The organism is Mesorhizobium sp. NZP2077 (assembly GCF_013170805.1).
Classification (GTDB): Bacteria; Pseudomonadota; Alphaproteobacteria; order Rhizobiales; family Rhizobiaceae; genus Mesorhizobium.
In genome coordinates, this window is sequence record NZ_CP051293.1 from 7,061,056 (window position 1) to 7,075,153 (window position 14,098).

Annotated in this window: 13 protein-coding genes and 2 pseudogenes; 5 read left to right on the top strand and 10 right to left on the bottom strand. The window is 61.4% G+C overall.

What is annotated here, in order from left to right:
* Nucleotides 1-55: 55 nt before the first annotated feature.
* The 3 genes from nifK to nifH form a co-directional block, all read right to left on the bottom strand.
* Nucleotides 56-1,597 (bottom strand): nitrogenase molybdenum-iron protein subunit beta, encoded by a 1,542-nt coding sequence (nifK, locus tag HGP13_RS34660; protein WP_172234981.1) that lies wholly within the window; start codon nucleotides 1,595-1,597, stop codon nucleotides 56-58.
* Between the two features lie 131 nt (nucleotides 1,598-1,728).
* Entirely contained in the window at nucleotides 1,729-3,234 is a 1,506-nt protein-coding gene (nifD, locus tag HGP13_RS34665; RefSeq protein ID WP_172234334.1) for a nitrogenase molybdenum-iron protein alpha chain, read from the bottom strand.
* A 103-nt stretch (nucleotides 3,235-3,337) separates the two neighbouring features.
* Nucleotides 3,338-4,231, bottom strand: a complete 894-nt coding sequence (gene nifH, locus HGP13_RS34670; RefSeq protein WP_006331760.1) for a nitrogenase iron protein — start codon at nucleotides 4,229-4,231, stop codon at nucleotides 3,338-3,340.
* Between the two features lie 369 nt (nucleotides 4,232-4,600).
* Here nifH and HGP13_RS34675 point away from each other — a divergent pair.
* A pseudogene (locus HGP13_RS34675) lies at nucleotides 4,601-4,999 on the top strand (IS110 family transposase); the annotation flags it as partial.
* 34 nt (nucleotides 5,000-5,033) lie between these two features.
* Nucleotides 5,034-5,177 (top strand): hypothetical protein, encoded by a 144-nt coding sequence (locus HGP13_RS34680; RefSeq protein WP_157385576.1) that lies wholly within the window; start codon nucleotides 5,034-5,036, stop codon nucleotides 5,175-5,177.
* A gap of 147 nt (nucleotides 5,178-5,324) precedes the next feature.
* Here HGP13_RS34680 and HGP13_RS34685 read toward each other — a convergent pair whose 3' ends face one another.
* Nucleotides 5,325-5,756: a PIN domain-containing protein gene (locus tag HGP13_RS34685; RefSeq protein ID WP_172234338.1), complete on the bottom strand. Its 432-nt coding sequence runs from the start codon at nucleotides 5,754-5,756 to the stop codon at nucleotides 5,325-5,327.
* Complete coding sequence (locus tag HGP13_RS34690) at nucleotides 5,753-6,052, bottom strand: hypothetical protein (protein WP_006331763.1); 300 nt, start codon at nucleotides 6,050-6,052, stop codon at nucleotides 5,753-5,755. Before HGP13_RS34690 ends, HGP13_RS34685 begins: the two co-directional genes overlap by 4 nt.
* A gap of 463 nt (nucleotides 6,053-6,515) precedes the next feature.
* On the opposite strand from HGP13_RS34690, the gene HGP13_RS34695 reads away from it, so the two are divergent.
* From HGP13_RS34695 to HGP13_RS34705, 3 genes and pseudogenes are all read left to right on the top strand, one after another.
* Nucleotides 6,516-7,109, top strand: coding sequence for a DUF6088 family protein (locus HGP13_RS34695; RefSeq protein ID WP_044551219.1), 594 nt, complete (start codon nucleotides 6,516-6,518; stop codon nucleotides 7,107-7,109).
* Nucleotides 7,102-8,106 (top strand): annotated as a pseudogene (locus tag HGP13_RS34700) (nucleotidyl transferase AbiEii/AbiGii toxin family protein). The gene HGP13_RS34695 and the pseudogene HGP13_RS34700 overlap by 8 nt, the downstream one beginning before the upstream one ends.
* Nucleotides 8,107-8,186: 80 nt before the next feature.
* Nucleotides 8,187-8,573: a 3'-5' exonuclease gene (locus HGP13_RS34705; protein WP_172234340.1), complete on the top strand. Its 387-nt coding sequence runs from the start codon at nucleotides 8,187-8,189 to the stop codon at nucleotides 8,571-8,573.
* Nucleotides 8,574-8,617: 44 nt separating this feature from the next.
* Here HGP13_RS34705 and HGP13_RS34710 read toward each other — a convergent pair whose 3' ends face one another.
* The 5 genes from HGP13_RS34710 to HGP13_RS34730 are packed head-to-tail and all read right to left on the bottom strand — an operon-like array spanning nucleotide 8,618 to nucleotide 13,971.
* A complete protein-coding gene (locus HGP13_RS34710; RefSeq protein WP_172234342.1) occupies nucleotides 8,618-9,478 on the bottom strand; it encodes an ABC transporter permease in 861 nt (286 codons plus the stop codon).
* A complete protein-coding gene (locus HGP13_RS34715; RefSeq protein WP_172234344.1) occupies nucleotides 9,475-10,416 on the bottom strand; it encodes an ABC transporter permease in 942 nt (313 codons plus the stop codon). The genes HGP13_RS34710 and HGP13_RS34715 overlap by 4 nt, the downstream gene beginning before the upstream one ends.
* Nucleotides 10,416-11,375 (bottom strand): ABC transporter ATP-binding protein, encoded by a 960-nt coding sequence (locus HGP13_RS34720; RefSeq protein ID WP_136617676.1) that lies wholly within the window; start codon nucleotides 11,373-11,375, stop codon nucleotides 10,416-10,418. Before HGP13_RS34720 ends, HGP13_RS34715 begins: the two co-directional genes overlap by 1 nt.
* On the bottom strand, nucleotides 11,372-12,403 hold the full coding sequence (locus HGP13_RS34725; RefSeq protein ID WP_172234346.1) for an ABC transporter ATP-binding protein: 1,032 nt from the start codon (nucleotides 12,401-12,403) through the stop codon (nucleotides 11,372-11,374). The genes HGP13_RS34720 and HGP13_RS34725 overlap by 4 nt, the downstream gene beginning before the upstream one ends.
* Before the next feature lie 5 nt (nucleotides 12,404-12,408).
* A complete protein-coding gene (locus HGP13_RS34730) occupies nucleotides 12,409-13,971 on the bottom strand; it encodes an ABC transporter substrate-binding protein (protein WP_172234348.1) in 1,563 nt (520 codons plus the stop codon).
* Nucleotides 13,972-14,098: the final 127 nt, after the last annotated feature.

Below are 14,098 nucleotides of genomic sequence, written 5' to 3' on the forward strand. Positions count from 1 at the left end.
CAGTCTCCGAAGTCCATTGGGCAATGGACGGCCTCGACGAAAAGCCGGCACGGGCTTAGCGGGTGAGGTCATAGGAATAGTCCGTCACGCCCGTTTCGCTCGTCTCGCGATCGAGCTTGTCGAATATCTTGTCGAGGATCGTCGTCAGCACGCGTAGTCCACCCTGGTAGCCCATGAGGGGAAAGCGATGGTGATGGTGCCGGTCGAAGATTGGAAACATCAACCGGATCAGCGGTGTGCCGGTGTCGCGCTCCAGATACTTGCCATAGGAATTGCCGATCAGCAGGTCCACCGGCTCTGTAAACAGCAGCGAACGCATCGCCCAGAGATCCTTGCCCGCCCAGATCTGGGCATCCTGGCCAAAGGACGAGGATGCAAGCAATTCCTTCATCTGGGCCTCCCAGGCCGATGTGCCGTTGGTCGCGAGGCAATGTGTCGGCTCGCCGCCGGTCTCCATGACGAAGCGGGCCATGCCGTAGACGAAGTCCGGATCCCCATAGATTGCGTACTTCTTGCCGTGCAGCCATGACTGGCTGTCCGCCATCGCATCAACCAGTCGGCCGCGCTCCATCCGGATTGTCTCGGGGATCTCCTGGCCGGAAATCGCCGAGATCTTCATCAGGAATTCGTCGGTCGCCTGGACACCCAGCGGATAGTGGAAGGATGCCGTCGCCTGCCCGACCTCGTTGCAATATTCCAGCGTCTTGCGGGTGTTGTAATGCTGCAGCGACAGTGTCGCCTCCGCGTTGAGTGCCCCTTTCACGTCTTCGATCTTGGTGCCACCGTCATACATGCGGTATTCGCCGTCCGACGGCGTATCGAACTGGTCTGAGGCGTCCTGAATGACGGTATAGGTGACACCCATCAGGTCGAGGAGGCGCTTAAGTTCCCGGTTGTTTCCGACGCAGAATCCGTCGAAGCCTGGAATGATGTTGATGGTCCCAGCGGCTTGCGAGCGCTCGCTGCCCTTCCAGAAATGCTCCAGCACGCCCTTCACCATGCCGTCATAGCCATCGATATGGCTGCCGACGAAGGCAGGCGTATGAGCGAAAGGCACGTCGAAGTCGCACGGGACCGAGCCTTCGTTCTTGGCGTTCTCGATGAAGCTCCGCAGGTCGTCGCCAATGACCTCGGCCATGCAGGTGGTCGAGACGGCGATCATCTTGGGGTCGTAGAGCTTGTAGGTATTGGCGAGCCCGTCGACCATGTTCTTCAGGCCGCCAAACACTGCCGCGTCCTCGGTCATCGAGGAGGAAACCGCTGACGAAGGCTCCTTGAAATGTCGCGACAGATGCGAGCGGTAGTAGGCAACGCAGCCCTGGCTACCGTGAACGAAAGACATGGTGCGCTCGAAGCCCGCGGCCGCGAACACCGCGCCGAGCGGCTGGCAGGCCTTGGCGGGATTTATGACAAGCGCCTCGCGAGCGAGGTTCTTTTCGCGGTATTCCCAAGTCTTGGTCAATTCGCGTTGGTCGGTGACGATCTGATCAGGGTGCGGACATTCGAAATTCAGTTTCTTCTCGGCAAGCATTTGTCTGTATTCCGGCTCGCGGAACAGGGGAGCATGGTCGAGAATTTTTTCGGCCGATTGCGGCATGGTGGTCACCTTTTCCATCTGGCTGCGGCAAGCGGCAGCACAGGGACATCAAAGCGTTAAAGGGCATCCAGCGTGGATCGAGCACGCCCCAAGCATTTATCGGCCTCCCTGCCAGGGAGGGAGGCCAGTCCTCATTCGGCGGCGACCGCCGTCGGCGGCGCGTCCTTCATCTTTTTCCACGGCGCGCGGTAGAGACCCCAGACCGGGTTGTTGATGGCCAGATCCATGTCGCGGGCGAAAATGGCGAAGCCGTCATAACCGTGATACGGGCCGGAATAGTCCCAGGAGTGCATCTGGCGGAACGGGATGCCCATCTTCTGTACCGGGTACTTCTCCTTGATACCGGAGCCAACGAGATCCGGGCGGATGCCTTCGATGAACTTCTCCAGCTCATAACCGGTGACGTCGTCATAGAGGAGCGTGCCATTCTTCACGTAATGGCCGGTGCGCTGATAGTCGTCGTTGTGGGCGAATTCGTAGCCGGTGCCAACGATCACCATAGCGAGGTCCTCGTAGGCAGTGATGACGTGACGGGGGCGCAGGCCGCCGACATAGAGCATCACCGTCCTGCCTTCGAGGCGCGGTTGGTACTTGGCGATGACGGCATCGACCAAGGGCCGGTACTTGGCGATGACCTTTTCGGTCTTCTCCTCGATTTCCGGGCCGAAGTGTTTGGCGATGTTGCGCAAGGAGGCCTCGATCTGGGAGGGGCCGAAGAAATTGTATTCCATCCAGGCGATGCCGTACTTTTCCTCCATGTGCCGGCAGATGTAGTTCATCGACCGGTAGCAGTGGATCAGGTTGAGCTTGGCCTTGGGAGCGCGCTCTATTTCGGCGAGTGTGGCGTCGCCCGACCAGTTGCCGACCACCCGAAGCCCAATCTCTTCGAGCAGGATTCGCGAGGCCCAGGCATCGCCGCCAATGTTGTAGTCGCCGACGACGTTGACGTCGTATGGGCCGGACTCGAACGCGACATCGTCCTTGTCGAAGACCCAATCGCGGATCGCATCATTGGCAATGTGGTGGCCGAGCGATTGTGAAACGCCGCGGAAACCTTCGCAGCGCACCGGTACAATCGTCTTTTTGTGCTCCTTGGCTTTCTTGCGCGACACGGCCTCGATATCGTCCCCGATCAGGCCGATCGGGCATTCGGACTGCACCGAGATGCCGCCACTGAGCGGAAATAGGTCCTCGATCTCGTCGATGATCTTTTCCAGCTTCTTGTCGCCGCCGAAAACGATGTCCTTCTCCTGGAAGTCGGAGGTGAACTGCATTGTCACGAACGTGTCGATACCCGTCGTGCCGACGTAATAGTTGCGGCGTTGCGACCAGGAATATTGCCCACAGCCGACTGGCCCGTGCGAGATGTGGACCATATCCTTGACCGGACCCCACACCACGCCCTTGGAGCCGGCATAGGCACAGCCGCGGATAGTCATCACGCCCGGAATGGATTTGATGTTCGATTTGACGTCGCATTCGGAAAGGCCCTTGTCCTCACCTCCAGCCTCGTCCTTGCTCGTTGCGACACTGAGGTGCTTCTTGCGACGCTTCGCCGCCTTGTCTGGATATTGGGACAGCACGTCTTCGATAAGCTTCGCATGCAAAGCGCCGTCATTCTCATAGTCGAGGCCCATGGGACCTGCCCCTTTCAAGGTTCGGGTAACGCCTCGCCAACGAGGCCTTGTTTCGTACAAAGGGGCGCCAGGTCAGGTCGGCGCCCCCTGTCGGTAGCGGCGGCTACTGAGCGACGGCCAATTTCGCTTCCTTGGCCTGAAGCTCGGCAAGCATTTGCTCGTCCGTCTTCATGATGCCGAAGTCGAGCAGCATGTCCTCGAGCTCCTCCATGGTGATTGGGGTCGGGATGGTGCCCTGGCCCGAATTGACATGGATCTTCTCGGCCAACGCGCGGTACTCCCCTGCCTGTTTGGAGTCCGGCGCATACTGGATTACCGTCATCTTTCTCAGTTCGGCGTGCTGGACGATGTTGTCGCGCGGCACGAAGTGGATGAGCTTGGAATTGAGCCTGGCGGCCAGCGCCTCGGAGAGGTCGAGCTCGCGGTCGGTCTGTCGCTCATTGCAGATCAGCCCGCCGAGCCGCACGCCGCCCGAATGGGCGTATTTCAGGATACCCTTGGCGATGTTGTTGGCGGCATAGAGCGCCATCATCTCGCCGGACATGACGATGTAGATTTCCTGGGCCTTGTTTTCGCGGATCGGCATCGCAAAGCCGCCGCACACCACGTCGCCCAGCACGTCGTAGGAGACATAGTCGACATTATCATAGGCGCCGTTCTCCTCGAGGAAGTTGATCGAGGTGATGACGCCGCGGCCGGCGCAGCCGACACCCGGCTCGGGGCCGCCGGACTCCACGCACTTGATGTCTTTGTAGCCGATCTTGAGCACGTCCTGGAGTTCAAGGTCTTCCACAGAACCTTCTTGGGCGGCGAGATGCAGAACGGTATCCTGCGCCTTTGCGTTCAGGATCAGCCGGGTGGAGTCGGCTTTGGGGTCGCAGCCGACGATCAGGATTTTCTGTCCGAGGTCGACCAGGGCGGCTAGCGTATTTTGAGAGGTGGTGGACTTGCCGATGCCCCCCTTTCCGTAGAATGCGATCTGACGCAGACCTGACATGTTGCTTCCTTCCTTCTTTCCATCCATAGCGGTTACCGCGACTTCAATGCCGGTCGGCAGATCCCGCCGCCTCGCACCGATCGTTTCAAAACTCGTGCCAATTCGGCCGGTTGGATCGAAGAAGAAATTTTATGATTGCTTTTCAGCTGTTTAACATTTGGCAAAAATATTAAATTGGCTAAATAAACTTGTGTCGCGGCCCTGACAAAGGCGACAGGAAATGTCGGATGGCGTTGAGTGAGACGTCGGCCGCGGAGCCCGGAAAGAAGCTAGTTGTCAAAATCTGATGGAGTAGATGCCCCCTCCCGACGCCATCGCAATGTGCCAGTTTGGTGATTGCCAGAATCGACCAAGACAGAGACAGCATCCATGGAAGTTACCATCATTGGAATCGATCTCGCAAAGCGGGTCTTCCAGGTTCACGGCGCGGCGAGTGACGGGAAGGTTGTCTTTCGCAAGAAGCTGTCGCGCGCAGTTGCTGCCGTTTCTCGCCGGACAGCCCCGGTGCACGGTGGCGATGGAAGCGCGACCGCCCACGACTGGGGGCGTACGATCGGCGGGCTCGGGCATGCCGTCCGGCTCCTGCCGCCGGTCTATGTGAAGTCCTTTGTAAAGCGGCACGCGGAAGCGGCCCTCAGGCCGACAATGCGCTTCGTGGCTGTCAAAACCGAGGAGCAAGAGGCGCGGTCGATGATCTTCCGCACGCGCGAACTCTTGGTGCGCCAGCGCACGCAGCAGATAAACGCCCTGCGCGGCCACCTCGCCGAAGCACGGGGTCGTCGCCCCACACGGCCCGGCCCACGTGAAGCGCCTTGCTGATGCAATCGAAGACGAGGAAGGCCTCATCCAGCCGATCGTCCGCGACGTTGGTCGTCTCTACCTCCAGCAGATCGCCATCTACAGCGAGAAGATCGCCGAGCTCGAGAAGACCCTCCCTTGGCTGTAGATCATCTGGGAGCTCGTCCCGCTGGATTTGGCGCGCTGAAGGAGCGGGGATCAGCCAAATCCGCGAGCGTTCCAAGTGGATTCTGTCCACTCTATCTGAGTTTCAGCCATCTTGCCCTCCCGAGCATTCCTTAACCCCGCCGCCGCATCAGACCGCTCCGCGTATCGGATTGACGACCTTGAGCCCGGCAAAGTCTTTTTCGTTATCCGTTACCAGCACGCACTCGTTCGCACCGGCGACAGCGGCGATGATCATGTCGAGCCCGCTGCGCGGCTTGCCGGCCAGTTTTCCTCCTGCCATCAGCCGCGCCCAGATCAGCCCTGCCTTGTCGTCGAACGAGAGGATGCGGCCCGCAAACAGCGCCTGCGGCCCCTCAGGCCCAGAGACCCAGTTGTCGAGTGCGTCGCGTTTTTTCCCGCGCGGCTTCTCCAGAACCCTGCGAAGAATTTCCGCAACGGTCAGCGAAGCGATGAACAAATCCTCGTCACGCTGTCTCGACATCCATGCCAGGAGCGATTCCGAAGGCTGCGATTTGACGACATCGCTGATGATGTTGGTATCGAGGAGGTAGCGTGTCACAGGTCGATCTTCCGCCCCTCTTCATGGGGGCGGGAAAGATCGAGGTCAGCTCCCACGAGCGGCGAACGACGCAATGCGGCGAGAATCCCGCCAAGCTTGGGTGGCTCGCCGGCGATGGTCTGGCTGACAGCAGCGCGCAGGCTAGAGGCATCCGGTCCATCTTCGGCCAGGCGGCGAGCCAAAGATCGAATGAGGTCGCGATCGGCATCGCGGCCAAGCACCTCGAAGCGCGCCAAGCCGCGCTCGCTGAGGCGAGATCGATAGTTTTGAATGGCGCGTTTTTGCGAGCTGCTCATAGTTGCCTCCGACTACAACACACATACGTAATACATTCGACATACATCATAACTACAACAAGAAGGAACATACAGATCTAAATAAAAAGACAGTCTTCATTTCTCATTTCCAGTAATATAACCAGAATACTGGGTTTGATCAAGGTGCAGGCAGTCCGAGCAGTGCTCTCTTTCTGTTGAATGGCATCGGTGGGGACGCGCGATATATGTTACGCGACGGTGCTTTTTGACCAGCGTCGAGTTCTTGCGCTGACAAGAGAAATATCTCGGCGCCGACCAGAGGGCCTCGGCCCCAGGACGGGCGAGGCTCGTTCGGAGAACGGCGCGAAACAGGGATTGGTCGATTCGCGCGGCGATGATTGACCACAAGGCCTGCTGGACGGGTTCCGCGTGCAGGTGCCCGTCGCTGCCCGCCTTGAAAAACTGTCAGAAAATCGCATACATTTCTGACAGGAGCATGGCCATGCAACGGTTGACCGAACAGATTCTTGCGCACGCGAAAGGGCTGCCAGAGGGCACGCCGGTCGCAGCTAAAAGCTTGCTTCACCTCGGGAATCGCGCCGCGGTGGATCAGGCATTGTCGCGTCTAGCCGAGCGGACGCAGTTGATCCGGGCGGGTCGCGGCGTCTATCTCCTTCCGGTCACGAGCAGGTTCGGCACCCGGGCTCCCTCCGTGGAGCAAGCGGTCGAGGCGCTTGCCAGCCAGCGCGGGGAGATCATCGTCACGAGTGGGGCCGTTGCCGCCAACACCCTCGGTCTCACGACACAGGTGCCGGTCCGGTCGGTCTATCTGACTTCCGGCCGCACCCGGAAGATGAGCCTCGGCAAGCAGGTCGTCGAGCTTCGCCACGCGCCTCGTTGGCAGCTCGCCATGGCGCATCGGCCCGCTGGCGAGGCGGTGCGAGCGTTGGCTTGGCTTGGGCCGGAGAAGGCTGAGGCCGCCCTCCAGACACTGAAGCGGAAACTCCCGCCGGGCGCCTTCAGCGAGTTGGTCGCGGTAGCGCCGCAGCTTCCGACCTGGATGGCGCGCAGCGTGGGCAAGGCCGCACATGGCTGATCCCTTTCTCCACCTCCCGATCGAGGATCGGCGGGAGGCGCTCGGCGTCGCGGCCGATCGGTCCGGCAGGCCGGCGCATCTCCTCGAGAAGGACGTGTGGGTGGTCTGGGCGCTCGCCACCTTTACGGCTCGGCGCTCGGCGAACATCTGGTGTTCAAGGGCGGCACGTCGCTGTCCAAAGCCTATCAGGTTATCCAGCGGTTTTCCGAGGACGTCCACGCCTAACATACGACATCCGGGCGATTGCACCCGACTTGGTGGGCGACGACGGCGAAGCGTTGCCGGAGACCCGTAGCGAGGAAAAACGCTGGTCCAGCGAGGTGCGCAAGCGCCTGCCCAATTGGGTTGAAGGAAGCGTTCAGCCGATCATCGCAGATGCGCTCGCGGCTGAAGCTTTGGCGGCCGCCACGAGAAGCTGTTCATCGATTACGAAGCCGCGACGGCTGGCTCCGGCTATGTGGCGCCGAGCGTGATGCTCGAATTCGGAGCACGATCGACGGGCGAGCCCGCGAGCTTGCGCGACATCGCCTGCGACGCGTCTGGCCTGATCGAGGGCGTGACCTTTCCCACGGCTCGTCCACGCGTGATGCATGCGGAGCGAACCTTCTGGGAGAAGGCGACGGCCATCCATGTCTTCTGCCTGCAGGAGCGCCGGCGCGGCGATCGCTTTGCTCGTCACTGGCACGATGTCGCGCGGTTGGACGAAACCGGTTTTACCGCGTCCGCCTTTGCTGATCGCGATCTGGCGAACGCAGTGGCGCGCCACAAGACCATGTTCTTCGCCGAGAAAGCGCCCGATCGAACGCCCATCGATTACGCGGCGGCTGTCAACGGCGGTCTGCGGCTTGTGCCCGCAGGCGATGGTCTGAAGGCGCTTGAAGAGGACTACGCCCGCATGGTCGACGACGGGCTTCTTCTGGAAGACGCGGAGCCTTTCGAAGCGCTGATGGCGCGATGTGCCGATATCGCCGAGCGAGCCAATTACATCCGCGAATAGAAAAAACTGGGGGGACGGCGCCGTGCGAATTTCGCGGATCAAAATTACAAACTTCGCCAATCGGCGCGCTGCGGGCGGGAATGCTCGATGCGCTGATGGCGGCAGAGCCAAGCCTCGCCGATCAGCGCGAACAGGTGGTGCGCATGTCGGCGGCGCTCGCTGTCGGCGGGCCGCTCGCCGACCTGGATCTGGCGAGCCTCGGTGGACGCGACGCGTCGCCTCTCCATCTTAATCTGTTGACGCCGCACTCGGCAAAGGGCTGCGAAGATGATGTCGTGATCATGGTGGGACTCGATCTGGGCGGTTTGCCCTGGCGCAACGAGCAGCCGGCGGCGCGACGCGAAAGCCGACGGCTGTTCTATGTTGGCCTGACGCGGGCCCGCGACGAGATCCATATGCTGTATTCCGGTTACGTCGATACCGGCCGCGGGCGAAGGTTCGGCACCCCGTCCCGTGCAAGAGCGTAGCCGTCGACAAGTGTGGAGATCAGCTCCTTTGCATTGGGAAACCGTTATTTGAGGGTCGGGTCGAGCTTATCGCGCAACCAGTCGCCGAGGACGCTAACGGCAACGGCCGTGATGACAATGACGAGGCTTGGAGCGAGCAGCATCCAGGAGGCGCGGGTGATATACTCGCGGCCGGCCGCGACCATGACACCCAGACTGGTCATCGGCGGTTGAACGCCGAGGCCGAGGAAGGACAGTCCGCTTTCCACCAGGACGATTTCCGGAAAGGTCACCGTCGCCGCCACGAGAAGCGTCGCCGCACTGTTGGGCAGGATATGCCGCAGATAGACACGCAGCGGATGGGCGCCGAGCTGGCGCGTTGCGCTCGCATAGCCCTGCGCGCTGGCGGTGATTGCCAGTCCTCGTGCCAACCGCGCATTCCGCTCCCAGCCATAAAGTCCCATCAGGGCGACGAACAGCGTCAGCGAATTACCGAAACAGGCGAGCATTGCCAGCGCCACGATTAGAAATGGTAGCGAAGCCTGTACGTCGATCATTAGCAGCAGCGCATGCTCGACGAGCCCGCGGAAATACGCGGCGATGAAGCCGATCCCGGTACCGACCAACACACTGATCGCAGTGGCGCCGAAGGCGACCAGCAAGCTGGTGCGGATCGAGTAGAAAAGACGCGAGGCCACATCACGGCCCAGATCGTCGGTTCCCAGGGCATGTAGCATCGTTCCGCCAAAGCCGACGGGCGGCGTCAGGCGATGGCGCAGGTCGATAGAAGTGATCTCATAAGGAGCGATTAGCGGCGCGGCGAGCGCCGTGAAGAGCATGAGGAGAACCCAGCCCACAGCAAGGAGTGTCGGCAGGTCCACCGTGCGAGGCGACGGACGGTTGGTTTCTACAGTGGCCGTTTTCATTGCGATCCTGAGTTTGTTCCACGCAAGCGCGGATCGAACACGCCATAAAGCAGGTCCATCAGCAGGTTGGCCGACGTCATGGTCAGCGCCACGAGAAGGAGGATGACCTGCACCACGGCGAGATCACGGTTCGCAACCGAAACCACCAGCAATTGGCCGATGCCGGGCCAGCCGAAGACGCTTTCCACCAGTACGGCGCCCGCGACCTGGCCGCCGAGCATCAGGCCGAACAGCGTCAGCACAGGAATGATCGCATTCGGAAAGGCATGGTGGCGAACCACCTGCCGCCACGTCACGCCCTTGGCGCTGGCCGCCACGATGTAGAGCTGCGACAGAACTTCGATCATGGCGCTACGCGTGAAGCGCGCGATAATGGCCGCCCCGCCCAGACCAAGCGTGAGCACCGGCAGTACGAAGCTTTCCGGCCGATCCGCGCCGCCGGACGGGAACAGGCCGAGCGCCACGGAAAAGATCAGGATCAGCAATAGCCCGAGCACGAAGCTTGGCACGGTGAAGCCGAACACGGTCAGCATCATCACCGATCGGTCGACCCAGGTGTCGCGATGCATGGCGGCGTAGGCGCCGACCGGAATGCCGATTAGCATCGTGAGCGCCAGCGCCGGCAGCATCAGCGCCAATGTCAGGGGCGCGCGCTCGAACACAAGCTGCAGGGCCGGTTTTCCAGCCAGCATGGAATTCCCGAAATCGCAGTGAAGTGCCGCCAGGACATAGCGGACATATTGCACATACAGAGGCTGATCGAGCCCCCAATGCCGGCGAAACGCCTCAAGATCCGGGGCGCGGGCGCTGGGACCGAGTATCTGCAGCGCCGGGTCTCCAGAGGCCCGCAGCACCACGAATGTAAAGGTCACTACGATCAGGATCGACAGGCCCGCACGCAGGAGCTTGGGGCCGGCGAAACGAAACACCGCACTCATCAATGCCTCACCACATGGCAGGCGACCTGCCGTTCCGGTCCTAGCGGCAGGAGTTCGGGCAGGCTCTGGCGGCAGACATCGCGCGCAAGTGGACAGCGTGGATGAAACGGGCATCCGCAGGGCCGATCGGTGGGGCTCGGCGGCTCGCCTGGCAACGCCACATAATGATCGAAGCCGCCCGGAAGCCTCGGCATGGCCGAGACGAGCGCCTGCGTATAGGGATGGGCGGGTTGATCGATAATGGCGTCGGCGCGCCCCTGCTCGACAACGCGGCCAAGGTACATGACGACGATCCGGTCGCTGACATGGCGAACGACCCGCAAGTCATGGCTGATGAACAAGAGGCCGATCCCGAGCTCCTGCTGAAGATCCATGAGCAGATTGACGATTTGCGCCTGGACGGACAGGTCGAGCGCCGAGACCGGCTCATCGCAAACCAGAAGCGAGGGTTTTGGCGCGAGCGCCCGGGCAAGCACGACGCGTTGGCGCTGGCCGCCGGAAAGCTGATGCGGATAGAGCCTGCCATGGTCTTCGCCGAGGCCGACGCCGTGGAGAAGCTCGGCCACACGTTGCTCGCGGCTTGCCGGATCGCCAATCCCGTGAATCGCCAGCGGCTCGGCGATGAGAGCGCTGACAGTCATTCGGCGGTCAAGCGCTGCCAAGGTGTCCTGAAAGACCAGCTGCATCTGGCGCCGCTGCGCGCGCCACTTTTTGCTGTCGATGCGCGGCAGCGGAAAACCCTGAAACAGCACACCTCCGCTGTCCGGCGGCTCCAGACCGAGCGCAATACGGCCGGTGGTGGACTTGCCGCATCCGGATTCGCCGACAATGCCGGTCGTCCGGCCCATCTCGACATCCAGCGACACGCCATCGACTGCTACAAGATATTTCCGCGGTCCGTAGAGTGGCGAGCCGAGCGGAAAGCGACGGGTGATGTTGTTGAGACGCAGCAGGGTCATTGATACGTGCCGGCGTCCAAACGAAGGCAACGCACCGAATGCCGCGCGGCGACCTGCCGCGGTTCCGGTCGGCTCGTGCGACATACCGCGATCGCGTGCCGGCAGCGTGGCGCATAGGCGCATCCCGGCGGCAGATTGCGTTGTGGCGGCGCGCCGGCAATGGCGGTCAACCGCATGCGCGGACCGTGCGAGGGCGGAATGGCACCGATCAGGTCGCGTGTATAGGGGTGCTCCGGCGCGGTCAGAAGCGTGTGTTTCGGCGCCGTTTCGACGATCTGGCCCGCATACATGACGCATGCCCGGTCACAGACGGCCGCCACCGCGGCGAGATCATGGCTGATCATGACCAGCGCCATGCCTGTGTCGCGTTGAATATCTTTGAGCAGCAGCAGGATCTGCGCCTGCACGGTAGCGTCGAGCGCGGTCGTTGGCTCATCGGCGATCAGCAGTTCGGGCCGGCCGGCGAGCGCGATGGCAATCATCACCCGCTGGTTCTGGCCGCCCGACAGTTCGTGGGGGTAGGTGTTGAGCCTGCTTGCCGCAGCGGCTATCCCGACCTGGTCGAGCAGGCGGCAGGCCTGGGCACGGGCGGCGGCACCGCTGAGGCCACGGTGCAGGCGAAGCGCTTCGGTGATCTGCGCGCCGATGCGATGCACCGGGTTCAGCGCGCTGGCCGGATCCTGGAAGATCATGGCAATGCGTCCGCCGCGCACCCGATCCAAAACGGATTGTCGTGCGCCCACAAGATCGAGATCACCAATCCTGGCCTCGCCCCCGATCTCGGCGGATTTCGGCAGCAGGCCAAGAACCGCCCGCCAAGTCACGGACTTGCCGCAGCCGGATTCGCCAACGATACCCAAGGCCTCGCCTTTGTTCACAGCGAGATCGACACCGTGCAGCACAGGCACATCGCCGAACGCCACCCTCAAGCCAGCAATGCTGATGGCAGGTTTGGTGGCGGAAGCCCCGATGCCATGAGCCGGCAACAGCGCGGCGCCCGCGCTGTTCTGGAAAGACTTATGCAGCATGGAACTCAGGCCACCGGCTCAGGCGGCATCTTCGGACCGAGATACATTTGCGGCAACGGGTTGGGCTGCCAGCTGACATCCGCCTTCTGCCCATAGATAAAGGGCATGGAGTGCAGCGGCGTGATGCAAGGGTCCTCGATCTCGACAATGTCCTGCATCCGTTTGAAGGCCGCCTGGCGCTTGGCGAGATCGGTCGTCGTTTCAAGCTCGTGACCGCGCGCGTTAAACTCGGCATTGGTCCAGCCACCTGTTGACTGGAGGTCATTGGTCGGACCGATAATCTGCCACAGCATGGAAACGGGATCGGCGTAGAAGGCGCCGCCGGACGTGTCATTGATGCCGCCAATGTCGCCGACCTGCGTCCAGTTTTCACACATGATCAGCTTGACGTTGATTCCGGCAGCCTTCCACATCTCGACAAGCGCCTGGTTCTCGGCGAGCTGCATCGGATAATAGGTGCCGACGGAAGGGTATGGGATTTCCTCACCTCTGTAGGATGACTTGGCGAGCAGTTCCTTGACCTGCGCCGGATCATAGGACACCCCCTTGCGGTTGGGGTCGTTGATCTCGCCGAAGATCGGTAGCTGCCAGCTGGTCAGCGCTTTCGCCCGGCCGTCCCAGAGGCCGTCCGCCAGCGCACCGCGATCGATAGCGAGAGCGAGCGCGCGACGCAGATCGACATCTTTCAGGATGGGAGTCCTGAGCGGAGCAAATGTGAGAAAGCGGAACCACATGGCTTCGCCACCAAGGATCGAGAGGCCGTTGACACCCTCAATTTCGGCAATGTGGTCCGGAGTAATGTCTGTGACGATATCGTAATCGCCCGACTTCAGTCCGGCGATGCGCGCGGCGATTTCCGGCAGCCGCTTGAAGCGGATCGAGGCAAATGGCGGCTGGCCTCCCCAATATTCGTCGTGCGCCACCAGTGTGATCTCGTCCCCATTGCGGACCTCGCCGATCTTGTAAGGGCCGGTCCCGATCGGCTTCGCCGCCCAGGCGTCATAGCTGCTGGCGCCAGCCCGTGCTCTGGCGCTGATGATCTGCGTGCCCCACGCGCCGAGCCGCTGGGCAAAGACCGGATCCTCTGTCCTGGTGATCAAACGGACAGTGCGATCATTGATCTTCTGCACATCGGCAAGCGAGGAGAGGAAGTTGGCAAACACGGCCGCGCCCGGCGCATTTTCGCCGCGCAGTCGATCCGGCCCGAGCGAGAAGACAGCGTCATCCGCCGTCATTGTGGAACCGTCATGAAACTTCACATTGTCGCGCAACCTGATCTCATGGATCGTGGCGTCAATTTGCTTCAATGATGTCGCGAGCGCGAAATTCAGGCGAAAATTGTCGTTGTAGTCGGTCCGTAAAAGCTGATCGAAAATGCTGTATTGCACCCGCCAGGAAACGTTGGCGATGGAGGAGCCGTCCACCGGTTCCAGAATTGTGCGCAGGTCCTGAACGGCAATATTGAGGTTCGGCCGCCGGCCGGTTGCCGCCATGATCGTGTTCGGCAATGCTATTGCGCCAGCCGCCATGGCGGTCATACCGAGAAATCTGCGACGTGTCGTTTGCATATCAAAATCCCCTCTCTTTCAGTCGGGATGACAATCGGAGCGAATGAAATCCGCTCCCGAGACGGGCTGAGACATAGCGCGGTTATGTGACGGTTTTTTGCAGGTTTGAGACGGATTGTGTTGGTTA